Raw genomic sequence first — 23,786 nt, 5'->3', positions numbered from 1 at the left:
TGGTTTACCTGTTATTTGCAGCGGTTACTTCGCTTGTTGCTTACGCCACAATTGTATATTTGCCGCGATGAGTTTATTCATTACGTTTTGCTTGTCCAGCTTGTATACTGCCTTGGCAATACGCCCGCGCATTTCCGGCGTATTGCAGGCTGACTTATGGGCCAGTGTCAAATATAAATTTTCATTTGTAATCGGTGGCGTGACGGTTTTCAAGCCCGTGATATTCAGCTTGGCGACATAGGCCAGACCTGGATCTTCTTCATAAATCAGATACTCAGCGCGGGACAGGCTGAGCATCTTCAAAGCCTGCTCAAGGCTGGGAACCATGGAAATCTTGAGTGACTCTTTGGCATAGCGGTCAAAGTCTTCACCAAAGCTGTTATTGATCACCGTGACGCCCTGCCTGCCTGCAAGGTCAGACCATTTCTTGTACGGCAGATTATAGTTAATGCGGGTCCAGATGACTGTGCGCGTTTCGCGAAAGGCCGGGTAAAAATAATCCATGTATTCCAGTCTGGGCAGGGTAAAAAATGCACCGGCCAGCAAATCTACACGTCCCAACTTAGCCTCTTCCTGTACTCTTCCCCATGGGCCTACATATTTAATGTCTATAGGTATGCCGATTTCTTTGGACAATAACTGCATCCACTCTGCATTTGCCCCTATCAGTCGGTTTTCATCTTCAGGATCGCGCCACAGGTAAGGTGGATATTCAGGGTTGCCGGTCGCCAGCAAACTCTTGCAGGACTCATTGGCATGCGCGGCTGAACTGAACACCCCCATCAACAACAATGCCGCACAGCAGAGCAACTGCAATACGACATGATCTGAAGGACTAGCTTTGCAAGTATCAGAATTCATGGCACGACCTTCTCGACAAGAACGTGGGGATGGATGCCTAAGTCTAACTGCTCACATTAGGCTTGGCAAGAAAGTAGTTGTGAAGGAGGAACGGTTTCCAAAAAGAAAATAATTCCTCCAAATCCTGACTATAAGTGCAAGATTTTTACCACTTTGAAATCAGGCAGAATAAGAACTGTCTAAGTTATCACTATGTTATCGCAGTCCTTTTTTTATGCTCATAAGGTTAGCGCCTGACGACAGAATTACCACTACTTCTAACAGCATCACCAGACAACAACCCTGGGTCATGATCGAAAGAATAGCTTTGCTTGTTGCCATTATCAAAAGCGACAGTCACATTCCACACCTTGGTTGTTTTCACTTTTTGCTCTATCTTGTGTCCAGCCAGTGCACCACCAGCAGCACCGGCTAGCGTCGCCAGATCGCGGCCAGTGCCGTTACCGACCTGATTACCGAGCAAGGCACCAGCAACGCCGCCGGCAATTACACCCAGTGCACCGCCCTCACCTTCCTTGTCTTCTACGGATACGGCAACCACCTTGCCGCAATCAGGGCAAACTGGCTCATTCCTGACATTGGCTGGCGCAGCAACAGCTTCGCGCATATTTTGTTTGGCAACTGCCAGCGCTGTATTGTATTCAGTCTTGGCATCCCGCAGACACTGCATTCTGGCCGATGAACTACCGGCATCTGCGCACAGTTTTTTATCGTCGTTGTATCTTTGCGTGGCGCGCTTGCTGTCTGCTGCATATTGCTGTTTAGCCGTCATATTCTGTGCAAATGCACCCGTCGCGGCAGTCAGCAGCAGACTAGCCAGAAACAATTTTTTATTCATTTAAAATACTCCACAATTAATCAAAGTTCAGCTTCGCATTGCGAAACATACATGCATTAACGGTCCACACCCAGGATTGATGACTTAAATCACAATAGTTGACAGTTGCATATTAAATGAAACTGATTTTTGACGTGGAACCATAAAAAAACCCGCCATGGGCGGGTTTTGGTCATCGCACTGCAAAGTATTCAATCAAATTCTGGCTTTGATCAGCTTGCCAAGTTTTTCTATACCCTCATTGATACGCCCTGGCGACACCGTCACGAAGGACAGGCGCAAGGTATTTTTTTCAGGATTGTTTGCATAGAAAGGGCCACCAGGAACAAAGGCAACATTTTGCTGGATTGCTTCATCCAGCAATTGCTTGCTGTCCATATGCTCAGGCAGGGTTACCCAAATAAACATGCCGCCTTCAGGTTTGGTCCAACGCACACCTTCTGGGAAATGCCTGCTCATGGCTTCCAGCATGGCATTGCATTGTTTGGCATACAAAGTACGGATAGTAGGGATATGCTCACTCAGGAAACCATCCTTGATGACTTCGAATACCACCATTTGTGTCAGTTGGGCAGTATGCAAATCAGCTGCCTGTTTGGCTTGTTCGAGTTTTCGTATCAGCGGTGTAGGACCAACCACATAACCGAGACGTATGCCAGGCGTCAGCACCTTGGAGAAAGAACCCATGTAGATCACGCCACCAGGATTCATGTTCAGCATTTTTGGCAAAGGCTCGCCGCTATAGCAGAGATCGCCATAGGGATTATCTTCAACCAGTGGAATGCCCATCCGGGCGCAGGTTTCTACCAGCTCATAACGGCGTTCAACCGACAAGGTGCGTCCGGTAGGATTCTGGAAGTTAGGCAAGGCATACATCAGACGTGCACCAGCGCCTTTGGCAGCGACAGAAGCAGGGATCAGACCATTGTCATCCGTATCCACCGATTCAAACTCGGGGCGATACACAGAAAAAGCCTGCAAAGCCCCCAGGTAGCTCGGTGTTTCCACCAAAACCTTGCTGCCTTCATCCACCAGTACTTTGCCGAGCAAGTCCAGACCTTGCTGCGAGCCGGAGACCATCATGATCTGGTCAGGCAGGATTGTTGAATCATTAGTAGACAATGAATTTGCCAGAAACTCACGCAAAGGAGCATAACCATCGGTAGGGCCATATTGCAATGCTGACTTGCCTTGTTGCGTCAAGACTTTGTCAAAGGCGGCACGCATGCGCTCTACCGGGAAAGTTTCTGGAGATGGCAAACCGCCAGCGAAAGAAATCACTTCAGGACGCATGGTCACTTTTAAAATTTCCCTGATGGCAGAGCTTTGCAACTGCTCGGCGCGGTCAGAAAATTTCCACTCTATGGGGCTGGGATTCTCAAGTTTCATGCTGGTCTCACTATCTCTCGGTTGGGAGTGCCATCTCGGGCAAGTTTATTGTTTTGTAAAATTCAGGCGATCTCGACGATCATTTCAATTTCTACGCAAGCGCCCATAGGGATTTGGGCCACGCCAAAGGCGGAACGTGCATGCTTGCCTTGCTCACCAAAAATTTCACCGATAAGTTCAGACGCACCATTCGTCACCAGATGTTGCTCGGTAAAATCAGGTGTGGAATTAACCAGGCTCATCAGTTTGACGATGCGCTTGACACGGCGTAGATCACCGCCGCAGGCTGCCTGCAAAGTGGCGATCAAATCAATCGCCACCGCGCGTGCAGCCAGTTTGCCTTCTTCAGTAGCGATATTCTTACCCAGTTGACCTACCCATGGCTTGCCATCTTTTTTGGCAATATGGCCGGACAGGAATACGGTGTTACCAGTTTGTGCATACATGACGTAGGCAGCTGCAGGCGTCGCGACAGCTGGCAATTCAATATTTAATGCTTGAAGCTTTTCGTAAAATGACATGTCTATTTTCCAGGAAAAAGCGCAGCAGCCCTCACTGATGCACTAAAGATAATTAAATTTTTATTATTATTTCCGCAAATTCAAGAGCTTGCGGAATTCCACCCCATATTCAAGCGGATACCGTTTTGATAAGACTTACGCAAAATTGTCCCGGCAAGACTATCGCTGAAGGAAACTTCCCTTGTAATGAAAGTTTCCTTCAACTGAGGCAGTTTTGCGTAAGTCCTATCATACCAGCCCTCTATTGTAAGCCTGCACTGAGGCGATTAACACCCCCTGCAGCACTGCTTGTGACAGATTAAATTTGGTCACTCCAAGAGATTTCTCAGGTTCACCGTTGAATATTCATGCGCCGCCCTAGCGCAACGACACTGATGACCGCCAGCGCAAAAAAGATTTCACGGCCAGTCAACACTTCACCCAATATCACAGCAGCACCCAGCAAACTCAAAAATGGTTGCAGCAATTGCACCTGACCGACGCGGGCAATACCACCAATAGCCAAAGCTTTGTACCAAAAGAAAAAGCCTATGAACATGGAAAATACAGAAACATAAGCAAACCCGGCCCAGGCACGGCCAGAGGCCTGTACGCCATAATGCCAGCCCAGCCAGACTGTAACAGGTAACAATAATGGCAAAGCCAGCAACAAAGCCCAGGAAATAACCTGCTGTCCACCCATGCTTTGTGACAGCCGCCCACCTTCGGCATACCCCATGGCAGCAGCGATCACGGCAATAAACAAGGCCAGGTCAGCAGACTGGAATGAGCCGCCACCCTGAATCAAGGCAAAGGTTATCACCAAACCACTACCCAATACCGCCATCACCCAAAAGCCAGTGGATGGCTTTTCGTTAAAGCGCAATGCTGCAAACAAGGCAGTTGCCAAGGGCAAGATACCGAGCACGATGGCCCCATGAGTAGCAGGCACATAAGCCATTGCAACAGAGCTGAACAAAGGGAAGCCAAGCACCACGCCCAGAGAGGTTATCAGCAAGGGCTTCATTTGCTCTCGTTGCGGCAATCTGGCGCCCTGCATCCACAGCAGGATGCCCGAGCAGCATGCTGCCACCACGGCCCGTCCCAGCGCAACAAAAACGGGATTGAGTTCTGCCACTGCCATGCGGGTAAATGGCAGGGTCAGACTGAAAATCATGACACCAACCAGCCCGAGGGCCATCCCCTTGTTTTCTTGTATTGGCATGACAGAGCTGCCTGTTTTAATTTGCGTGCCCGTTGTCATGGCGAACTCACCAGCATAGGGTAAAGCGACAAGACCAGCAGCAGGGCCATACCATAATTAAAAATGCGCAGATTACGTTCCACCTTCAGCAAATGCCTGACTTTGGCACCAAACAATGCCCACAAGCCTACGCTAGGTAGATTGATGACTGCAAAAACACCCGCTGCCAGGGCAACGATCCAGAAGCCACTGGTTGCGGGGATATAGGTACTGAAGGCACCAAGCGCCATGACCCAGGCCTTGGGATTGATCCATTGAAAAGCGGCGGCACTCAAGAAACTCATGGGCCCAGCTTTGAGCGCGCCTTCTGGCGTCTTGCTTTCTATAGGCCCCGCATTGGCAATATTCCAGGCCAGGTAGAGCAGATACGCAGCCCCTGCCCATTTCAACACGACATATAACCAGGGGAAAACCGCAAACAGGCCAGCCAGACCCACACCGACTGCCAGTACCAGTATCATGAAGCCTATACTGATGCCCAGCATATGCGGCAAGGTGGCACGAAAACCAAAGTTGACACCAGAAGCCAGCAACATCAGGTTATTCGGGCCGGGTGTAATCGAAGACACCAGCGCAAACAGGGCAAAGGCCATGAGGGTATCAATTGCCATGCTGATCTCCCCGTCGGTCAAGACTGGAGTTCTGTCGTCCATCCATGTTATTTCTCCCGTTTTTGCTTTAGTGTTGTGCTATCCTAAACGCAAAAACCGATACAGTACCAATACACTGCAAGCGATAATATTCATACTGTAATGGTCAACTATCCATTACAGGGCACAGTCCGGAGACATGCAATGCTGACACCCACCTTTTTTATCTCGCGCGATTCTGGCGGCTCACTTGTAGAGCAAATCGTCAATGCCGTGGCCAACCGCATCGACGATAAATTACTGCGTACGGGGGCGCGCATGCCTTCGATACGCCAGTTTGCCGACGAGCAGGAAGTGTCGCGCTTTACGGTGGTAGAAGCCTATGACAGGCTGGTCGCCAAGGGTTACCTTGAGTCGCGCCGGGGGGCCGGTTTTTTTGTGCGTGAACGCGCTTCGATGCTAAATAATGTCCCCACCACCGCGCAAATCGCTCCCATTACCCAAAACCTGGATGTGGTGTGGCTAGTACGCAATATGTTCCGGCAATTGCCGCCGCAAAAAATGCCAGGTTCTGGTGTCTTGCCGCATGACTGGCTGGATGGGGAGCTAGTGGCAAATGGCTTGCGCTCCATCAGCAGACTGAATCAGAATCTCTTGCTGCACTATGGCACCCAGCAAGGCTTTTTGCCGCTGCGCCAGCAATTGCAGTTGAAATTGGCAGAACTTGAAATCGCTGCATCGCCCGAACAAATCGTCATGACCAGCGGTGTCACCCAGGCACTGGATCTGGTGGCACGAGAATTTACCCAACCTGGCGATACGATTTTTGTCGATGACCCCGCCTGGTTTTTAATGTTTGGCTCTTTTGCCATCCTCGGCACCAAAGTCATAGGCATACCACGCCTGCATGACGGCCCGGACGTCGCCAAACTCGCTGAACTGGCAGCAGTGCACAAACCCAAGCTGTATATCATCAATTCGGTCCTGCATAATCCCACCTCGACTTCGCTGTCTGCAGCCAAGGCTTTCCAGGTCTTGAAAGCCGCAGAGGAACATGATTTCATGATCGTTGAAGATGACGTTTATTGCGATATGCACCCCGGCCCGGCAGTACAGGCCGCCACGCGCATCGCTGCGCTGGATCAGTTGAACCGGGTGATCTATCTAGGTGGTTTTTCCAAATCGCTGGCGGCAAATTTAAGGGTCGGCTTTATCGCGACATCACCTGAACTGGCGATACGCCTTGCTGATCGTAAGATGCTGTCCACTTTGACGACGACAGAAATTGGAGAACGCGTAGTGTATAAAATCCTGTCGGAAGGACATTATCGCAAACATGTGGACCGCATACGCGTGAAGCTGGATGGCGTACGCGATGACATCACCAAGCGTCTTGAGCAAATGGGAATGAAGGTAGATTACCGCACGCCCGCCGGCATGTTCCTGTGGACAGAGACTGGCTGCGACACCAACAAGCTGACCGAGAAAGCCATGGAACAGGGTTATCTGCTTGCACCTGGCAGTTTGTTCTCACCCAGCCAGCTTCCATCCAGCAAGATGCGCATCAATATAGCGGCGATGTCAGACCCTGGTGTCTGGGAATTTTTAAAACGCGAGATCAAGTAATTGCTGCAGTTTTTAGCGCTGCCTTAGCTCAGACTTAGTGCAGGCTGGCATTGGCCAGCTTGACACCAAACCAGACAAACATACTACCCACACCGCTTGACAAGCTGGCAGAAAGGCGACGGCGTTTGCTGAAATTGCGTGCCAGACGCGATCCGAGGAAGATCAGCACTGACAAATAAGTGGTGCTGAACACCATCACAACGCCACTGAGTATCAGGAAAGGAATGGCCGGTGTCGGATATTTCGGGTCAATAAATTGCACGAAGAAAGACAGCAAGAACAGGATAGCTTTTGGATTCAATAAACTGATCACCAAAGCGCGCTTGAACGGGTTTTGCATGTTCACGGCAGTGGCCTGCGTTTCTGCCACCGTTACCGTCTTGTTACGCCATTTTTGTAGTGCAGCCCAGATCAGATTAATGCCCACCCAGGCCAGATAAGCTGCACCCGCATATTTAACCACCATGAACAAAGCCGGATAAGTACGCAAGATACTTGCAGCACCAAGGGCGGTCAGCAGCAGCAAAATACTGTCACCGACAAAAATACCCGCGGCCCCCTTGTAGCCCTCACGCACGCCACGAGTAGTGGCAACGGCCAATACATATAATGAGTTGGGACCGGGCAGCAAGACTATGCCCAGCGCACCTAATACATAGGTCCATAAATCGGTGACGCCGTAAAACTCCATTTTCCACATCCTTACCATTACGATTTAATCGTTGCTATTAAATTTGCCATCTGACTGGCAATTTATACTGGCACGAGATTAACATTTTGCGGCACTTCCTGTTCGCGCTGGCCTGCGCCCTCGCCAGCACGGCGCAACAAGCTCAGTGCGGTATCCCCTTCACGCAAAGTAGCAGTGCGGACAGTGGCGCTGACTTTCATTTCCTTACCTGACACAGAAATCGGCATGGCAATGACTGTGGCGCGGGCACGGTCGGCAATTTTGATGGCATCTTCCGCAGAAGCTTCTGGCAAAAGGACACAGAATTCTTCACCACTGAAACGGGCAACACAATCATAAGCCCGCATCGCCCGTTTTACACGGCGGCTGACTTCGACCAGGATCACATCACCTACTTGTGGCCCATGCGTGTCATTGAGTTGTTTAAAGTCGCTCAAATCCAGTACCAGCATAGACAATTGCTTGCCCAGACGCTGGTGACGCTGCAGCTCAGTGTCTGAGATGCGCATGAATTCTTTCCAGTTAGCGACGCCGGTAACGGGATCGGTATTCGCCTGATGCTCCAGTTCCAGTTCGGCACTCAAAAGTTTACGTCTGTATCTGTGCACATAGGCAGCGATGGCGTGCCCCGTAATGGCAATTGCAGGCATGACGAGCAAAACGCTGGCTGCCTGAGAAAACGTGCCAGATTGTTTATATAACAACAGCAAACAGGAGGCCGCAACAAACAGGAACAGGGGAATGCGCAATATGTTCAATGCTAAAGGCAGGGAAATAAATGCCATCAACACCAGCCAGGCATCGACCATATAATGCCCGAGATAATCGCGTGGCAAACAGGCATTGCTGATGAACTGTATCAGCAACACCAAGACTATCCAGTGCATGGCATAACGGTCCAGCCTGGGCACATTTTCTTCCATTCCATATTGCTTGATCAGCCACAGCGAATAAGAGAATCCGGCTACCCGCATCAGCAGCAAGACAGCCAGGGGAATGCCAAACTCATGGAATAGCACATCGACCAATGCCAGCGGCAAGAATGCCCAGAGCATGATGCGTACTACACGCCGGACTTGCGCCCTGTCCTGCTTGGTGTAATGGGAGCGGTAATTTTCTTCGCTGACGTCTTTATAATTCATTTGCATTTTTGCACCGCTTTATTTTGCAGCTACCTTGGAGTCTCCAGTCTGGCAGTTGTCAATGTGTACAATTTTGATCAAGAGTGCATATCTATGCTACATTCTCACCCTGAACTTCTTTGTTTCAGACACAACGGAACCAGTCAAATTTAATTATATGCCCCACGTTGACCAGCAACATGTTAAACATTGCATAGGCGACACGCCTGTGTCAGACATGTCTGCGTCCGGACAAATACAAGACTTCAACGCAAGCGGTTGTTGTTGAGTCTGCAAACCAGAGTGCAGATGGGCGTTTCCCTCTGTCTGTCCTGAGTACTACTTAAGCACCATCCTTCACCTAGACCAAATTTACCTTTCGCTATTTTCACAACAAATGGACATACTTCTCTACGACAACTGGGAACGCCGCCTGCGCCCTTTCAGCCCTCTGAACAAAGACTGGGTGGGCCTGTATTGCTGCGGCCCTACCGTGTATGACTATGCCCATATCGGCAACCTGCGTACTTATCTGTTTGAAGACCTGTTGCGCCGCGCCCTCGAATGGAATGGCTATACCGTGCGCCACGTCATCAACATTACCGATGTCGGCCATCTGGTGTCCGATGGTGATGATGGTGAAGACAAGATGGAAAAAGGCAGCCGTAAAGCCGGTGAATCAGCCTGGCAGATTGCTGACCGCTTCACTGCCGCCTTCAAGGATGATTTGCAAAAACTGCACATCCTGGAACCAGCCATCTGGTGCAAGGCCACCGACCATATCGCCGAGCAAATTGATTTCATCGCTGCCATTGAAAAAAATGGTTATACCTACCGCACCAGTGACGGCATTTATTTTGATACCAGCAAGCAGGACGACTACGGTTTCCTGGCGCGTATCAAGCGTGATGCGATCAAGGCCGGCAGCCGTGTTGAGCTCGGTGAAAAACTGCATGCGACTGACTTCGCGCTGTGGAAATTCAGCCCGCCGGATGAACATCGTCAAATGGAATGGGATAGCCCTTGGGGCCGTGGCTTCCCTGGCTGGCATATAGAATGCTCGGCCATGTCGGCCAAATACCTGACGCCCTGGTTTGATATCCATTGCGGTGGTGAAGACCATATCGCCATCCATCACAGCAATGAGATCGCGCAAAACCAGGCTTGCCATGGCACCCGCCTGGCCAACTTTTGGATGCATGGTTATTTCCTGCAAATCGATTCTGGCAAGATGTCCAAATCGTCGGGAGAATTCCTGCGCCTGCAAACTTTGCTGGACCAGAACATCGATCCGCTGGCCTATCGCTACCTGTGCCTGACTGCACATTACCGCAGCCAGATGCAGTTCAGCTTTGAAGCTCTCTTGTCCGCACAGACAGCCCTGCAACGCCTGCGTGAGACTTATCATGCATGGCCAACAGGCGGTGATGTCAGTGCCGAATACCGCGAGAAATTCACTACCTTCATCAATGAAGACCTGAACGTACCCCGTGCCCTGGCACTAGTCTGGGAAATGCTGAAAGCCGATTTGTCTGATGCCGACAAAAAAGCCACGCTGACAGAATTCGACAAGGTATTTGGCCTGGGTCTGGCACAATGGCAACCTGCTGTGCTGGCTATCCCAACGGAAGTGCAAAGTCTGGCAGAACAACGCCAGGCTGCACGCAAGGCCAAGAACTGGGCTGAGGCTGACCGTTTGCGTGGTGAACTGCATGCTCTGGGCTATGAAGTGGAAGACAAGGCCGAAGGCATGCAAATCAAAAAGCTGTAATCAACTATCGTATTGCTCAGCGCAAGATTATTCGGGATTATTCAGGACTATTCAAGACAACTCAGGGGAAACTATGGTTTCCCCTGTTTTCTTTTAAAAGGATTGCCATGCAAAGCATCAAGCTGCTCAAAAAAATGACTGTCATCGCCAGCATGATGATAGTACCCGCCATCAGCCTGGCGGGTACTTACATAGAAGGTAAGGATGTTCCCGCAGATTTGCGCCCCTTCATTACCGCCAATACCAAATTGCTGGCCTTTGTCAGTACTGACCTGAATGGTGACGACAAGACTGATTATGTCTTCATCCTCGAAAAACAAAAGAAGAACGCCACAGATGAAGATATGGAACAAGGACAGCGTCCCCTGCATATCGCCATACGTCAGGCCGATGGTAAATTAAAGCTGGTCAAGACCAATGAAAAAATCGTGCTGTGCTCAACTTGTGGCGGCATGATGGGTGATCCATTTGCCGGCCTGAAAGCCAGCAAGAAAAGTTTCACCGTATCCCACTACGGCGGTAGTGCCTGGCGCTGGGCAAATGAATATCAATTCAATTATTCGCGCAAGGATGACTCCTGGCAATTGGTGAAAGTGTCTGAATCATCCTTCCATGCAAGTGACCCGGAAAAAGCCAAGGAAAAGATTTATACACCCCCAAAACATTTTGGCAAAATCGACATCGCTGATTTTGATCCGGAAAAATTCAAGGGTGTGGGTACGAAATAATAAGTAAATTAATAAGCAAATAGCAAGAACATAGTGAACAAGTAGTGAGCGAATACTGAGAAAAAAACGGGAGATGTTTTCTCCCGTTTTTTTATAAACTCCTTTCAAACCGCAGGCGTATCGTGGCACTACCCGGTGTGGACTGATCTACGTGATTTTCGCCCATCCTGATCGCTGAATTGCGAAGACTGCAGCACATCATGATGCAAGAGATTATTGACAGACAGGCGCAGTTGCGTCTTTTTTCCCAGCGTCCATAATCCATATACATCAAGAATACGGCTGACGCCCGTATAGCTGCGCAGACCAGCCGTGACCTGCACATTGCTGACTATCTTCAAATTAAAAAATGATGCGAAATGATTGCTGCTCACTTTAACCCATGCGAAACAAGACTCATACGCCAGGTCAGTACCCAAGGCATGTTCAGGCAAGAGTTGCGGATTTGCCCCGTAAGTCGGGTTGTTCGGACCATTATCCTGGTTTGCCGTGTAGCGATGGGCACCAGGCTGCGAGTGATAGGAACTTTGTAGGTACAGGACAATGCAAAATGCGGGGATGCCTGAGCAGGCTATCTTGTCGCTGATAAACCAGCCTTTGGGTCTTTTAAAAAATCATCAAGTATGCGCGCAATACTGCCGTCGTTTTTCATCGCAAGCAAAGTCGCGCTGATGGTTTTTGAGGCTGCACTGGACGCAAACTCCGGCCTGACGCGCATAACATGAGAACCGTAGGAAATAACAAGACCGGGACCTAATACATTTGCAGATGGATTTTTTTCTGCTGCTGCCAAAATAGCGGGCTGGCTACCAACAATGCCAGAGATGCGTCCGGCTTCCAGCATACGCATGCCATTTTCCAACGTATTGATTTCGACCTTTTTCACACGCTCATCCTGACCGAAAGTACCATAACTCAGTCTGCGCATCATGCCTATGCCTTTGTCCATGGACAAAGCGATCAGATCCTCGTAGTTTTTCAGCACAGCCCCACGCTGGGCAACCACGAGGATCGGGAATTGGGTGACTTCAGATAAAACACTACCATCCTGGTCCGTGAAATTTTCTGATTGTGAAATGCTATACGCTTCTTTCTCCGCTGGGAACATCACGATATGCCTGGCACTTGGCACCACAACAATGTCCAGCGGCATGCCAGATCGCCTGCGCAATTCATTGACGATGCGTACATTGATGCCGTCATAACCACCTTTGGCATCTTTTGCATCTTTATGAAAAGCGAAAGGAGCGACTTCTGTCAGATACAGGTTGACCGCACCCAGCGCAGGTGCGTATGCGCTGAACAGACAAAAACAGAGTGAACTCACTGCCTTAGCTACCTTAAGCAACATTGTCGCTATCCATGGCTATGTGAAAAATCAAAGGAACACGCACGCAAACAATATGCACCGATAGTGGGAGTCTAGTTATTTTTTGTAAAAAATACAAATGCCCGCGAAACGAACAAGCCAGCCACTCATTGAAGAATTATATTGTCATGCCTTTTACGCAACCATCTTGAAATATGTTAAAGCGGCCTCACCTTCCCTGCTCAAGCAATGCTACCAACAATGTTATAAAAACAGCAGCAGGCAAGTCATTGCCAATATTACTTAACTACCAAAGAAATCTTTGAGGGAAACCATGTCAGAAAAGCAAACCTTGGGCTTTCAGGCCGAAGTCAAACAATTATTGCAGTTGATGATCCATTCCTTGTATTCAAACAAGGAAATCTTTTTGCGTGAACTGATCTCGAATGCGTCTGATGCGTCCGACAAATTACGTTTTGAAGGCATCAATGACGCCAGCCTGTTTGAACACGACCCTGATTTGCAAATCCAGGTCAGCTTCAACAAAGAAGCCCGCACCATCACCATCTCTGACAATGGCATAGGGATGAGCAAGGCTGATACGATTGAGCATCTGGGCACGATCGCCAAATCCGGCACCAAGGAATTCTTTGGAAAATTATCTGGTGACCAGCAAAAAGACGCGGCTATGATAGGTCAATTTGGCGTTGGTTTTTATTCCGGTTTTATCGTTGCCGACCGTATCACCGTAGAAACCCGCCGCGCTGGTTTGCCAGCAGACCAGGCGGTACGTTGGGAATCTGAAGGAGCTGGCGATTTTAGCGTCGAAGACATCGTCAAAGAAGGCCGTGGCACCAGCATCACATTGCACCTGCGTGAAGGCGAAGATGAGTTCCTGTCCGCATGGAAGCTCAAATCCGTCATCCGTACTTATTCCGATCATATCTCCCTGCCTATCAAGATGCAGAAAGAAGAATGGGATGAAGAGAAAAAAGAACAGGTCTTGAAAGATGAACTGGAAACCATCAACCAGGCCAGTGCCTTGTGGGCACGCAGCAAGTCTGAAATTACGCCTGAGCAATACGATGAATTCTACAAGCATGTCTCGCATGATTACTCAGCACCTCTGACACACACGCACAACCGTGTTGAAGGCCGCAGCGAATATACGCAATTGCTGTATATTCCTGCGCGCGCACCATTTGACATGTGGGACCGTAACAAGCGTGGCGGCATCAAGCTGTACGTCAAACGCGTCTTCATCATGGATGATGCCGAACAGCTGATGCCAGTCTATCTGCGTTTTGTCAAAGGTGTCATTGATTCCAATGACCTGCCTTTGAATGTCTCACGCGAAATCCTGCAAGAAAGCCGCGACATCAAGGCGATACGCGAAGGCTCGACCAAACGCGTACTAGGTATGCTGGAAGATCTGGCAGATGCAGACGGTGACGACGCTCAAGCCAAGAAAGACAAGTTCACCACATTCTGGGGCGAGTTTGGCCAGGTCCTGAAAGAAGGCGTTGGCGAAGACAGTGCCAACAAAGAGCGCATCGCCAAACTCTTGCGCTTTGCCTCTACCCATAATGACAGCGATGTACAGAACGTCTCTCTGGCCGATTATCTGAGTCGCACCAAAGAAGGCCAGAACAAGATTTACTATGTCACGGCAGAGAGCTATGCAACGGCCAAGAACAGCCCACACCTGGAAATCTTCCGTAAGAAGGGTGTTGAAGTCCTATTGCTGACTGACCGTGTCGATGAGTGGATGTTGTCCTATCTGACTGATTTTGAAGGTAAGGAACTGGCATCCGTTGCCAAAGGCGGCCTGGATCTGGGTCAACTGGAAGATGAAGCAGAGAAGAAACAGCATGAAGAAACCCAGACCGAGTTCAAGGACCTGGTCGAAAAAATGAAGACGGCTCTGGCCGACAAAGCCAAGGATGTACGCGTGACTTTCCGCTTGACAGATTCACCAGCCTGTCTGGTAGCGGACGAACATGATTTGTCCGGGAACTTGGCGCGCATGCTGAAGGCTGCGGGTCAAAGTGCCCCAGAATCCAAGCCTATACTTGAAGTAAACCCTGACCATCCTTTGGTGCAGAAACTCAAGTATGAAGAAGCCAAGTTCGACGATTGGGCACACCTGTTGTTTGACCAGGCTTTACTGGCAGAAGGCGGCCACCTCACCGACCCTAGCGGTTTTGTGAAGCGTCTAAATGAGATGTTGCTGAACAAGTAAATGAATAAGTAAATTCTCTCATCTCTGCTTGATGAAAAACGGACTCAATATTGAGTCCGTTTTTTTTGTGACAGCTCAGCGTGAAGGAAAAATCTTGTCGCGTTGCTGTTTGGCAAACCAGTCACGCAGCATCTGTTCTTCATAGCGGAAACTGGAATTGCCAGTCGCAAGGCCAGAACGCATGAGGAAATTCATGTCCTTGATATTTTCTGTACCCGAAGCAATGCTTTGACCTTTTTCGTCTTTCAAGTCGAAAGTCAAAGTCATGCGTGGCCAGTACAAATCCTTGATAACCCGAATGTCACCGACCGTATTACGGAAAAATGGGCGTACATCGCCTGCCAGGTCAACATCGGTGACGGTCACATCCCATTGGTAAGCATCAGGCAGTTTTTTTGCCAGGTCGGCAAATATCTGGTCAAGTTCCTTGATCATACGTTCCTGGAAGCCTGATTTGGATTCATTGCTAGGACGAATGTCGGTAAATTTCTCAGGCTCTTGCCAGCTTACTTTCACTTCGCCAGCCTGTGCTTGCGCCACCATCGCACCTGCCAGCAATATTGCACTTATCATCAATTTCATCATTTCCCCCTGTCACATTCTACTGCGAGTCAATTTCAAGCTTTCGTCATGCTTCAAGAATAGCCCACAAGCACGAAAACAGCCAGACAGCTTTGTCATCAGTTATCATGAATTTTGTCACAAAGTTTATCCACTACTGCTGTCGCCGGATCGCTGCTGCCGCACAAGGACCGCAAGCACTATGCGCTTGCAATTGACCAATCTGCCCAGATATCAGTTTTATGAAAGCACCAAAGTCACATGCCTCAGATGTCTCGAACCCGTCAGGCACGCCTGGGCAAGTCCCTTTGCAAACACCTGTTCTGCAGGGCTTTCCTCCTGTAATAGACGAGCACACGCATACCCTGATACTGGGCAGCTTCCCTGGTGCAGCCTCACTCACGGCAACGCAATATTATGCTTACAGGCAAAACCAGTTCTGGCGACTGGTCTCAGGCTCCCTGGGAACCGATCTGACAGGTCTTGATTATGAACAGCGCCTGCAAGGCTTGCTGGCGCATGGCATAGGTTTATGGGACGTATTTCATTCCTGCGTGCGGGCAGGCAGCCTGGACTCGGCCATACGCGAGGGCAAACTCAATGACTTCAGCAGCTTGCAAGCAACACATCCGCATTTGCGCAAGCTTTGCTTCAATGGCCAGACTGCCGGCAAAATGGCGACTTACTTCCAGCAACGTGGCTATCAGACGCTGATACTGCCATCGTCCTCACCGGCCCACGCAACGCGCAGTTTTGCTGACAAACTGAGCGACTGGCAAGCCGCTTTGCAAGCTTCTGACTAACTGAAAAGCGATACCACGACAAAATATGTAGCAGACTTTAATGAACTAAGCTCCTGGTTTGCTGGCATCACCGGCCACAGGGCGCTTTTGCTTTTTCATTTCACCGGCATTTTTGATCAGATCTTCAGTAACCGGGCTGGCGTTTTTCAAGCGCTGGTCCTTGCTGGCCTTGTAGGTACTGGCTGTATGCACAAAATAAGTATCCTGCTGCCTGGTTGTTGATGGCGGCTTGTCTCCCTCTGGCTTATTGCCTGTGGTGCTCAGCTTGACGGTATAGTATGCATCAGCCGCATTCTGCAGAAAACTAAGTTTACCGGTGTTTTCCCAGCATGCCTGCATCAGCGGCCCCTGCTCTTCCACATCGTCGGTGCAGGCACCGTTATTGCTCTCACCCATATTCAATTCCAGCGCGATGACGGGTTTGGCGTCGCTCAAAGACACGATGAAGGCATAGTCATTGGTATAGCCCTGATGCATGTCTCCGCCTTCGAACAAAAGGCCAAATTTATCCTAGCCTAGACGAATCAGGCTCGCCATAGGTGCCATGCCATTTGCACCATAGGCAGCAACTTCTTTCTTGCCTTTTTCGAACAACCATTGTTTGCCGTTGTAGGCAAACACATACACAGAAATGACCGGGGCGGTGGCATGACTCTCTTCCACAACACCGCCAAGAATTTGCTGGCGCTGCACGACCAACACTGCTTTCTTTTTACCGGCCTCAGTATAGATATCTACCAGCAGGACCGTGGCCAGGATGTCTGCCTGACCCATATCCCAGGATGCAGTATTTTTTTCAGGGAGCAATACCCCGTGTTGTTTTTCGTTATATGTGCCAAAAATCGCCAGCATGGCGGTATCGGCATTGAAAACCTGTGGTTTGGCTGGATCTACTGGTTCACGGCCAAACAGGAAAAAAGCGGCGAGTCCAAGCAAAGCGACAAAAATAAAGGCAGCAGCGGCTGATTTTTTAAATTGCATGTGAGAAGCGGAAAAATAAGGAAATAAAGTGAGCGGACAAGTGAAAAGATACGTGTCAATTTGAGCAACATACGATTTTACCTCAGGCAGCTCGCCATGGCCTGGCTGACAATCCAATGTCTGCAAGAGCGCTAGCAGCGCAGTCGCATAGACGTATAATTGCGCAAAAGCAATTTCTCTTATGTTTTTTCCGTCAAAATTCATTACAACTTGTATGGAAAATGTAAATTTGCTTTCGATAAACACTATGAAGGTTAAAATAAGCGGATGCTGATCAAACGAAAATCCATAGAAGCCGAGGCCAATCACCGCTCTGGCCCCACAGCCGCTGCCCCGAAAAAGGCCAATCGCAAACCCAAATTTGCTCCTGTCACTCTGTCTGAAATGGATGGGGTACGATTCCTGCATTTCGGTACCGAATGGGTGCAGGGCGCAATGCGTCTGCGCAAGCCTGACGCCATAGAACTCGAATATGCGCAACAGATGATGGCCTGGATGCTGTTCATCGATACGCCACAACAACTGGTGCAGCTGGGTCTGGGAACTGGCGCGCTGACCAAATTCTGTTACCGTCAATTTGAAGATGCCACGGTCACCGCTGTAGAACTCAATCCATCTGTCATTGCGATTTGTGAAAGCATGTTCAAATTGCCCGCCAATGATGAGCGCCTGCGGGTGCTGGAAATGGATGCAATGGACTTTGTCAACGATGACAATAATCATGGCCACATTGATGCCATGCAAGTAGATTTATACGATGCCACGGCCCGTGGCCCGGTACTCGACAGCGCTGAGTTTTATCAAGCCTGTGCAAACTGCCTGAAGGACGACGGCATATTGACAGTCAACCTGTTTGGCGACCACCCCAGCTATGCACGCAACTTGAAAGCCATGCGCTTTGCCTTTGACACTGTGCTATGCCTGCCGGAAGTGCACGATGGCAATGTGGTTGCCCTGGCATTCAAGCGCAAGCCCGAATTGAACTTCCCTGATCTGTACGAAAAAGCGGACCAGATCAAGGCCAGTAACAAATTGCCTGCAAAATCCTGGGTGAACGGACTCAAGGCAGCCTGCGATCCAAAATAATGTCAAAATAATTTGATGGAAACGGTTATATAGTATGAATAAACCCGCACACCGCAGCCTGAACCTGCAACAAATTTTCACCTGGCTGATGGCCGATGGCGTCATCCTCAAAGATGAAGCGAAGACCCAGTTCCATGCGACCCAGGGTCTATTGAAAAATGGTCCTACCAGCATGCATCCCCTGACTGCGGTTGCGCAGGCCAGGTTGCATTCGGCCATTTCACCGCATATTTTGCTGACGCTGGATTGGCTGACGGAATGGGCGGCCGTCAAGGTAAATTTGCCTTTTTACCGCATTGATCCCTTGAAGATTGATTTCACCAGCGTATCGGATGTCATGTCGGCCTCTTATGCGACACGCTTTAATATTCTGCCTGTGGAATCTGCGGCCAATGTCGTTGTGGTCGCAACCTCGGAACCATTCAATACCGAATGGCAAGATGAAATCCTGAAATTCAGCCGCAAGGAGATTCGCCTGGTGATGGCGAACCCGCTGGAGATTTCGCAATACATCGTCCAGTTTTTCTCTCTGGCAAAGTCTATCAAGGACGCACGCAAGTCAAACAAGAATGACACCAATCTACGTCAGAACTTTGAACAACTGATCGAGATAGGCAAGACCAACAAACAGGTTGATGCAAATGACCAGCACATCGTCAATATAGTCGATTGGCTGTGGCAATTTGCCTTTGACCAGCGTGCTTCAGATATCCATCTTGAACCCAAGCGCGATATCTCCGTAATCCGTTTCCGTATCGACGGTGTCTTGCACCAGGTATATCAGGTCCCTGCCACCATCATGATCGCCATGACAGCCCGTATCAAATTGCTGGGCCGCATGGACGTCATTGAAAAACGCCGCCCACAGGATGGCCGTATCAAAACCCGCACCAACGAAGGCCAGGAGGTAGAGTTGCGTCTGTCGACCCTACCTACAGTGTTTGGCGAAAAAATGGTCATGCGTATTTTTGATCCCGAAGTCGTCGTCAAGACCTTGCCGGAACTGGGCTTCCCGTTGAATGATGCCAAGCGCTGGGATCATCTGACCAGCAAACCGCATGGCATTATCCTGGTCACAGGGCCTACCGGTTCCGGTAAAACCACCACCTTGTACACAACGCTTAAAGCGCTGGCGACGCCAGACGTGAATGTCTGTACCGTCGAAGATCCTATCGAGATGGTGGAAGGTTCATTTAATCAGATGCAGGTACAGTCTGCCATAGACCTGAGCTTTGCTGATGGCATACGCGCCCTCATGCGTCAGGATCCTGACATCATCATGGTGGGTGAAATACGCGATTTGCCAACTGCAGAAATGGCCATACAAGCCGCGCTGACGGGTCACCTGGTCTTATCCACCCTGCATACCAATGATGCACCGTCGGCCATCATGCGCCTGCTGGAACTGGGTGTCCCCTATTATTTACTTGAGGCAACCATCATAGGCATACTGGCCCAGCGCCTGGTCAGGACGCTCTGCATCCATTGCAAATCACCAGAAGGTGAATTACAGGATGCAGTCTGGGATACCCTGACCGAGGGCTGGGGCATCAGCAAACCCGAGAAAATTTATAAACCCGTAGGTTGCCCGGAATGTCGCCAGACCGGCTTCATGGGGCGTACCGGTTTATATGAGTTACTGACAGTCACCCTGCCTTTCAGCAAATTGATTACAGAAAGTGCCGATATCCATGCGCTGCGTGCGCAAAGCATCAAGGATGACATGAAACCCTTGCGCATTGCAGGCGCATATAAGATCATCGAAGGTGTTACCACGGCAGATGAGGTTCTGAAAGTCACTTCATCACTGATCTAGCTTAGTCTTCTGGGAAGGCAGGGATGCGTTCGACACCGGAAAGTGATACGCGACAACTACTATGGCAAATGCTGGTGCTTGCCATATCGTATGCGGCACTTGGACGCCTTTCCCTGTTGCTTGCCATCCCGCCAGGCTACTCCATCGCAATCTATCCTTCTGCCGGTGTTGCATTGGGCATGGTGCTTACCGGCGGTTACCGCCTCATGCCGGGGGTGGCAGTTGGCGCATTCGTTGCCAACTTGCTTATTAACCTGAATATCTTTGGCAGCATCAATACCAATGCTCTTATTGCCTCTACCATAGTCGCTGCCGGTGCCAGCCTGCAAACCCTGGTAGGTTGCAAGTTGATTCTGAAAAAATTACACGACAACCTGGCGCTGGATTCAGACAAGGCAATTTTTCAGTTTTTCATCTATGGTGGCGTGGTTGCCTGCCTGATCAATGCCAGCATCAGCGTCACTGCGCTAGTCGCCCTGGGTATCATACCCTGGCAGGATTTTTTCAATAACTGGATAGGCTGGTGGGTAGGCGATACTTTTGGTGTGCTGACGATTACCCCCATCATCATGGTAATCTATGGCAAGCCACGCGAAATCTGGTATGCCAGGCGCTGGAGCGTGCTGGTACCGCTGCTGATCTGCCTGATGCTGGTCATTACCGCATTTGCCTTTACGCGTTACCGCGAAGAACAAAAACAGCAACTCGAATTCCGTCTGAAAGCCGAGCGCATAGGCCAGAACCTGCAAAACAAGCTTGATACGCATGCTGACATCATGCGCAATATTGAGCGCCTGTATGCCAGTTCCCTGCAAGTCAGCCGCAGTGACTTTGCCACTTTTGTCAGCCACACCCTGCAAAGCCAGAAAGCGATTTCCTTCCTGTCGTGGGTACCCAAGGTAGATCTTGAGCAACGCCAGAGTTTTGAAGTGACAGTATTGCGTGAAGGCTTTGCCAATTACCAGTTACAGGAGATGAATGAGTTTAATCAACTCGTGGAAGTCAGCGTCAGGGATGAATACTATCCCATCCGCTACATCGAACCATTCTTTGAGAATCACCAGATGTTTGGTTATGACATGGGCTCTACCACTGCACGCAGGATTGCGATAGAGGATGCGCGTGACAGTGGCCACCTGACGGTCACCGACCCACTGATTTCAAACGAGACGGATGGCAGGGAACAATTGCATGTACTGTTGTTTGCACCAGTCTATGAAAATGGCAAACCGCAAGAAACCATGGAACAAAGAAAGGCAGCGTTCTCAGGCACAGCCGTGAGCATGATACGCATGGCAGACCTGGTCAGGGAAATTCTCTCCAATGAAGACATGCGCAGCGTGCGTATCAAATTCTATGATCTTTCTTACCCTGGCAAGAAAGGCCTATTCATTGATGAAATCAGTGGGCTGACCCCGACTTATTTATTCCAGTCCACCATCAATTTTGGCGGCAGACAATTCGCATTACTGGCACAGCCTTCATCAGAATACTGGCGCACCCATGTCGCCTGGATCACATGGATCACCATGATAGGTGGCTTGCTGTTCACTGGCTTGCTCGGTGCCTACCTGCTGGTCGCAACCGCGCATACATTTGGCATAGAAAATCTGGTTGCACAAAGAACCGCAGAGCTGCATGACAGTGAAGAAAGGCTGCGTACCATCCTCGATAATGCGGCAGAAGGCATATTGACCACGAATGAACATGGCATCATAGAATCAGCCAACCGTTCTGCCGAGGTGCTGTTGAAATATACGCACGGTAGCCTGCGTGGTAGAAACATGTTCAGCCTTTTTCCCGACCCTGAATCGCTGCAATTTCTGACTACCCATTTACATACGACCAATCGTGAAAGGCAATTTGAGGTAGCGGGAAAAAGTGAGCGCAAAGAATTGCTGGCCAAGCAGAAGGATGGTCATGACGTACCGGTAGAACTGGCCATTACCCGTGTGCGCCTGGGCATGCAAGTCTTGTATGTCATCATCGTGCATGACCTGTCGGAGAAAAAACGGGTAGAAAAACTCAAAAATGAATTTGTCTCTGCAGTGTCGCACGAGTTGCGCACGCCACTAACATCTATCCGCGGCGTACTGGGCCTGCTGGCAGGCGGCGTCGCCGGCGATATTCCGGAAAAAGCGCAGTCCATGCTGGTCATGGCAAATGACAATGCCAAACGCCTGACTGCACTCATCAATGATTTGCTGGACTTTGAAAAGCTCGAATATGGCAGCATGCAATTCCATTTCGAGACCCTGTCCCTGGCCGAACTGATAGACAGCAGCTTGCAGTCCAACCTGGGTTATGCGCAAAGTTTTGAGATAGGCATACAGTATGACTCAACGGTAGATCCTGCTACCCAGGTCAGAGTGGACTCACAGCGTTTTGTACAAGTCTTGTCCAACCTGCTATCGAATGCCATCAAGTTCTCGCAGCCACATGGGCAAATTGATGTGCGCGTCACGCTGAACCACAACCAGAATCAGGTGCGCATAGAAGTACAAGACTACGGCATCGGTATTTCAGAAGAATTCAAGAGCAGCATCTTCCAGAAGTTCACCCAGGAAGATGCCAAGGCAGCCCGTAAATACGCAGGAACCGGCCTGGGTCTCAGCTTGACCAAGACCATGATAGAAAAAATGGGCGGGCAGATCGGCTTCACCAGTACAGAAAACCTCGGCTCCTGCTTCTATATCACCTTGCCACTCGTAACTGCAGCCACCGCTGCCGAGACGCCCTCTGCCACCGAGGCATAGCGCATGCGCGCACCCAATTCCAGTTTGATACGCTGGTTTTGCATGCGCCTTGATTCTGACATGAAAGACAATAATACAGGGCTGACCTGTTGCGCCAGTTCGGCACGCGGCAAGCGTGGCGGGCGCGGCAATGCAAACGCATCAGCGACCAGGTCAAAATAAGCTGCCATCTTCATGTCGCTGTCATCGACAGCGTGATAAACACGGTTGGGCAGCGCCCTGAACAAGGCCAGTTTGATCAATTGCGCCAGATCATCTGCATGGATGTGATTGGTATATACATCGTCAGCTTCAACGAGTGCAGGTGTACCCTTGTGCAAACGCTCCAGCGGCAGGCGCCCAGCCGCATAGATGCCAGGCACTCGCAGTATGGACAGACAGGATTGACGGCGCCTGGCCCAGGCCCGCAGGCAGTTTTCTGCCGACACGCGGCGCAGTGCGCGGGCGTTTTGTGGCTTTACGCTGCGGGTCTCATCAAACGAGGCTCCCGCACAGTCACCATACACGCCAGTAGTGCTGATATAAACAAGGTGGCCCTTGTCAGGTAAAATGGCGGTCAAATTTTGCGTACGTCTGTCGGTCTTGCCTTCTGATTGCGGTGGTGCCAGATGAACCACATACTCTGCCAGGCCCTTGAGGCGGGCCAGGCTGTCTGGCTGATCAAGATTGCCCAGCAAGGGGATAGCGCCGGCAGTACGCAGTTCTGTACAGCGTTCAGCCTGGCTGGTCAGCGCAAAAATACGGAAATGCTGGCGCAATAATGGCAAGAGGCGCATGCCCACGTCGCCACAACCTATGATAAGCAAGCGTGGCTTGCCAATTTGTTTAAACTGTTTATTCATGTTCAGGATAG

General features: G+C 50.1%; 22 protein-coding genes. 8 read left to right on the top strand and 14 right to left on the bottom strand.

Annotated features, from left to right (window positions below):
* Positions 1-24: 24 nt before the first annotated feature.
* The 6 genes from ACO0LG_RS20890 to ACO0LG_RS20865 all read right to left on the bottom strand — a co-directional run bounded on the left by ACO0LG_RS20890 (position 25) and on the right by ACO0LG_RS20865 (position 5,463).
* On the bottom strand, positions 25-861 hold the full coding sequence (locus ACO0LG_RS20890; RefSeq protein WP_423029484.1) for a substrate-binding periplasmic protein: 837 nt from the start codon (positions 859-861) through the stop codon (positions 25-27).
* A gap of 226 nt (positions 862-1,087) precedes the next feature.
* Entirely contained in the window at positions 1,088-1,699 is a 612-nt protein-coding gene (locus ACO0LG_RS20885; RefSeq protein WP_423029483.1) for a glycine zipper 2TM domain-containing protein, read from the bottom strand.
* A 195-nt stretch (positions 1,700-1,894) separates the two neighbouring features.
* Complete coding sequence (locus ACO0LG_RS20880) at positions 1,895-3,088, bottom strand: PLP-dependent aminotransferase family protein (protein ID WP_423029482.1); 1,194 nt, start codon at positions 3,086-3,088, stop codon at positions 1,895-1,897.
* Between the two features lie 62 nt (positions 3,089-3,150).
* On the bottom strand, positions 3,151-3,609 hold the full coding sequence (locus ACO0LG_RS20875; RefSeq protein WP_423029481.1) for a RidA family protein: 459 nt from the start codon (positions 3,607-3,609) through the stop codon (positions 3,151-3,153).
* Positions 3,610-3,940: 331 nt separating this feature from the next.
* On the bottom strand, positions 3,941-4,813 hold the full coding sequence (locus ACO0LG_RS20870) for a DMT family transporter (protein WP_423029480.1): 873 nt from the start codon (positions 4,811-4,813) through the stop codon (positions 3,941-3,943).
* A gap of 35 nt (positions 4,814-4,848) precedes the next feature.
* Positions 4,849-5,463 carry a LysE family translocator gene (locus ACO0LG_RS20865; protein ID WP_423029479.1) on the bottom strand — a complete coding sequence of 205 codons (615 nt, stop codon included), beginning with the start codon at positions 5,461-5,463 and terminating at the stop codon, positions 4,849-4,851.
* Between the two features lie 183 nt (positions 5,464-5,646).
* Here ACO0LG_RS20865 and ACO0LG_RS20860 point away from each other — a divergent pair, with 183 nt between their 5' ends.
* Positions 5,647-7,068, top strand: coding sequence for a PLP-dependent aminotransferase family protein (locus ACO0LG_RS20860; RefSeq protein WP_423029478.1), 1,422 nt, complete (start codon positions 5,647-5,649; stop codon positions 7,066-7,068).
* A gap of 34 nt (positions 7,069-7,102) precedes the next feature.
* Here the strand turns inward: ACO0LG_RS20860 and leuE are convergent, their stop codons facing one another.
* Positions 7,103-7,759 (bottom strand): leucine efflux protein LeuE, encoded by a 657-nt coding sequence (leuE, locus tag ACO0LG_RS20855; RefSeq protein WP_423029477.1) that lies wholly within the window; start codon positions 7,757-7,759, stop codon positions 7,103-7,105.
* 62 nt (positions 7,760-7,821) lie between these two features.
* On the bottom strand, positions 7,822-8,901 hold the full coding sequence (locus ACO0LG_RS20850) for a GGDEF domain-containing protein (protein ID WP_423029476.1): 1,080 nt from the start codon (positions 8,899-8,901) through the stop codon (positions 7,822-7,824).
* A 376-nt stretch (positions 8,902-9,277) separates the two neighbouring features.
* On the opposite strand from ACO0LG_RS20850, the gene cysS reads away from it, so the two are divergent.
* Complete coding sequence (gene cysS / locus ACO0LG_RS20845) at positions 9,278-10,651, top strand: cysteine--tRNA ligase (RefSeq protein WP_423029475.1); 1,374 nt, start codon at positions 9,278-9,280, stop codon at positions 10,649-10,651.
* A gap of 107 nt (positions 10,652-10,758) precedes the next feature.
* On the top strand, positions 10,759-11,379 hold the full coding sequence (locus ACO0LG_RS20840; protein WP_423029474.1) for a hypothetical protein: 621 nt from the start codon (positions 10,759-10,761) through the stop codon (positions 11,377-11,379).
* Between the two features lie 128 nt (positions 11,380-11,507).
* On the opposite strand, the gene ACO0LG_RS20835 is transcribed toward ACO0LG_RS20840, so the two are convergent.
* Both ACO0LG_RS20835 and ACO0LG_RS20830 read right to left on the bottom strand, forming a co-directional pair.
* Positions 11,508-11,753, bottom strand: a complete 246-nt coding sequence (locus ACO0LG_RS20835) for a hypothetical protein (RefSeq protein ID WP_423029473.1) — start codon at positions 11,751-11,753, stop codon at positions 11,508-11,510.
* 197 nt (positions 11,754-11,950) lie between these two features.
* The gene (locus tag ACO0LG_RS20830) at positions 11,951-12,730 is read right to left on the bottom strand and encodes a hypothetical protein (protein WP_423029472.1); all 780 of its coding nucleotides are present in this window, start codon (positions 12,728-12,730) and stop codon (positions 11,951-11,953) included.
* Positions 12,731-13,022: 292 nt separating this feature from the next.
* Between ACO0LG_RS20830 and htpG the strand changes: the two genes are divergently transcribed.
* Positions 13,023-14,930 carry a molecular chaperone HtpG gene (htpG, locus tag ACO0LG_RS20825; RefSeq protein WP_423029471.1) on the top strand — a complete coding sequence of 636 codons (1,908 nt, stop codon included), beginning with the start codon at positions 13,023-13,025 and terminating at the stop codon, positions 14,928-14,930.
* A gap of 75 nt (positions 14,931-15,005) precedes the next feature.
* Here the strand turns inward: htpG and ACO0LG_RS20820 are convergent, their stop codons facing one another.
* Positions 15,006-15,512, bottom strand: coding sequence for a DUF3016 domain-containing protein (locus ACO0LG_RS20820; RefSeq protein WP_423029470.1), 507 nt, complete (start codon positions 15,510-15,512; stop codon positions 15,006-15,008).
* Positions 15,513-15,733: 221 nt separating this feature from the next.
* On the opposite strand from ACO0LG_RS20820, the gene ACO0LG_RS20815 reads away from it, so the two are divergent.
* Positions 15,734-16,294, top strand: coding sequence for a DNA-deoxyinosine glycosylase (locus ACO0LG_RS20815; RefSeq protein ID WP_423029469.1), 561 nt, complete (start codon positions 15,734-15,736; stop codon positions 16,292-16,294).
* A 45-nt stretch (positions 16,295-16,339) separates the two neighbouring features.
* On the opposite strand, the gene ACO0LG_RS20810 is transcribed toward ACO0LG_RS20815, so the two are convergent.
* Together ACO0LG_RS20810 and ACO0LG_RS20805 are read right to left on the bottom strand one after the other, a co-directional pair.
* Positions 16,340-16,771, bottom strand: coding sequence for a hypothetical protein (locus ACO0LG_RS20810; protein WP_423029468.1), 432 nt, complete (start codon positions 16,769-16,771; stop codon positions 16,340-16,342).
* Positions 16,772-16,804: 33 nt separating this feature from the next.
* The gene (locus ACO0LG_RS20805; protein ID WP_423029467.1) at positions 16,805-17,584 is read right to left on the bottom strand and encodes a hypothetical protein; all 780 of its coding nucleotides are present in this window, start codon (positions 17,582-17,584) and stop codon (positions 16,805-16,807) included.
* Here ACO0LG_RS20805 and ACO0LG_RS20800 point away from each other — a divergent pair.
* Genes ACO0LG_RS20800 through ACO0LG_RS20790 form a run of 3 tightly spaced genes read left to right on the top strand, consistent with a single transcriptional unit; the run spans position 17,543 to position 22,933 of the window.
* Positions 17,543-18,361 (top strand): spermidine synthase, encoded by an 819-nt coding sequence (locus ACO0LG_RS20800; RefSeq protein ID WP_423029466.1) that lies wholly within the window; start codon positions 17,543-17,545, stop codon positions 18,359-18,361. The two genes, ACO0LG_RS20805 and ACO0LG_RS20800, sit on opposite strands and share 42 nt — an antisense overlap.
* 34 nt (positions 18,362-18,395) lie before the next feature.
* Positions 18,396-20,177, top strand: coding sequence for a GspE/PulE family protein (locus ACO0LG_RS20795; protein ID WP_423029465.1), 1,782 nt, complete (start codon positions 18,396-18,398; stop codon positions 20,175-20,177).
* Between the two features lie 23 nt (positions 20,178-20,200).
* Entirely contained in the window at positions 20,201-22,933 is a 2,733-nt protein-coding gene (locus ACO0LG_RS20790; RefSeq protein WP_423029464.1) for a CHASE domain-containing protein, read from the top strand.
* Here ACO0LG_RS20790 and ACO0LG_RS20785 read toward each other — a convergent pair.
* On the bottom strand, positions 22,867-23,775 hold the full coding sequence (locus ACO0LG_RS20785; RefSeq protein ID WP_423029463.1) for an NAD-dependent epimerase/dehydratase family protein: 909 nt from the start codon (positions 23,773-23,775) through the stop codon (positions 22,867-22,869). The two genes, ACO0LG_RS20790 and ACO0LG_RS20785, sit on opposite strands and share 67 nt — an antisense overlap.
* Positions 23,776-23,786 lie beyond the last annotated feature (11 nt).

This window comes from Undibacterium sp. Ji42W (assembly GCF_049340405.1).
Lineage (GTDB): Bacteria > Pseudomonadota > Gammaproteobacteria > Burkholderiales > Burkholderiaceae_D > Undibacterium.
This window is presented reverse-complemented; position numbering and strand designations above follow the sequence as displayed.

Coding starts and splice junctions, on each gene's coding strand:
- ACO0LG_RS20890 (WP_423029484.1), bottom strand. CDS start 861: ATGAATTCTGATACTTGCAAAGCTAGTCCTTCAGATCATGTCGTATTG.
- ACO0LG_RS20850 (WP_423029476.1), bottom strand. CDS start 8,901: ATGAATTATAAAGACGTCAGCGAAGAAAATTACCGCTCCCATTACACC.
- ACO0LG_RS20830 (WP_423029472.1), bottom strand. CDS start 12,730: ATGTTGCTTAAGGTAGCTAAGGCAGTGAGTTCACTCTGTTTTTGTCTG.
- ACO0LG_RS20785 (WP_423029463.1), bottom strand. CDS start 23,775: ATGAATAAACAGTTTAAACAAATTGGCAAGCCACGCTTGCTTATCATA.
- ACO0LG_RS20885 (WP_423029483.1), bottom strand. CDS start 1,699: ATGAATAAAAAATTGTTTCTGGCTAGTCTGCTGCTGACTGCCGCGACG.
- ACO0LG_RS20880 (WP_423029482.1), bottom strand. CDS start 3,088: ATGAAACTTGAGAATCCCAGCCCCATAGAGTGGAAATTTTCTGACCGC.
- leuE (WP_423029477.1), bottom strand. CDS start 7,759: ATGGAGTTTTACGGCGTCACCGATTTATGGACCTATGTATTAGGTGCG.
- ACO0LG_RS20865 (WP_423029479.1), bottom strand. CDS start 5,463: ATGGCAATTGATACCCTCATGGCCTTTGCCCTGTTTGCGCTGGTGTCT.
- ACO0LG_RS20795 (WP_423029465.1), top strand. CDS start 18,396: ATGAATAAACCCGCACACCGCAGCCTGAACCTGCAACAAATTTTCACC.
- ACO0LG_RS20870 (WP_423029480.1), bottom strand. CDS start 4,813: ATGCCAATACAAGAAAACAAGGGGATGGCCCTCGGGCTGGTTGGTGTC.
- ACO0LG_RS20800 (WP_423029466.1), top strand. CDS start 17,543: ATGCTGATCAAACGAAAATCCATAGAAGCCGAGGCCAATCACCGCTCT.
- ACO0LG_RS20860 (WP_423029478.1), top strand. CDS start 5,647: ATGCTGACACCCACCTTTTTTATCTCGCGCGATTCTGGCGGCTCACTT.
- ACO0LG_RS20810 (WP_423029468.1), bottom strand. CDS start 16,771: ATGCATCAGGGCTATACCAATGACTATGCCTTCATCGTGTCTTTGAGC.
- ACO0LG_RS20840 (WP_423029474.1), top strand. CDS start 10,759: ATGCAAAGCATCAAGCTGCTCAAAAAAATGACTGTCATCGCCAGCATG.
- ACO0LG_RS20790 (WP_423029464.1), top strand. CDS start 20,201: ATGCGTTCGACACCGGAAAGTGATACGCGACAACTACTATGGCAAATG.
- cysS (WP_423029475.1), top strand. CDS start 9,278: ATGGACATACTTCTCTACGACAACTGGGAACGCCGCCTGCGCCCTTTC.
- ACO0LG_RS20820 (WP_423029470.1), bottom strand. CDS start 15,512: ATGAAATTGATGATAAGTGCAATATTGCTGGCAGGTGCGATGGTGGCG.
- ACO0LG_RS20875 (WP_423029481.1), bottom strand. CDS start 3,609: ATGTCATTTTACGAAAAGCTTCAAGCATTAAATATTGAATTGCCAGCT.
- ACO0LG_RS20815 (WP_423029469.1), top strand. CDS start 15,734: ATGAAAGCACCAAAGTCACATGCCTCAGATGTCTCGAACCCGTCAGGC.
- htpG (WP_423029471.1), top strand. CDS start 13,023: ATGTCAGAAAAGCAAACCTTGGGCTTTCAGGCCGAAGTCAAACAATTA.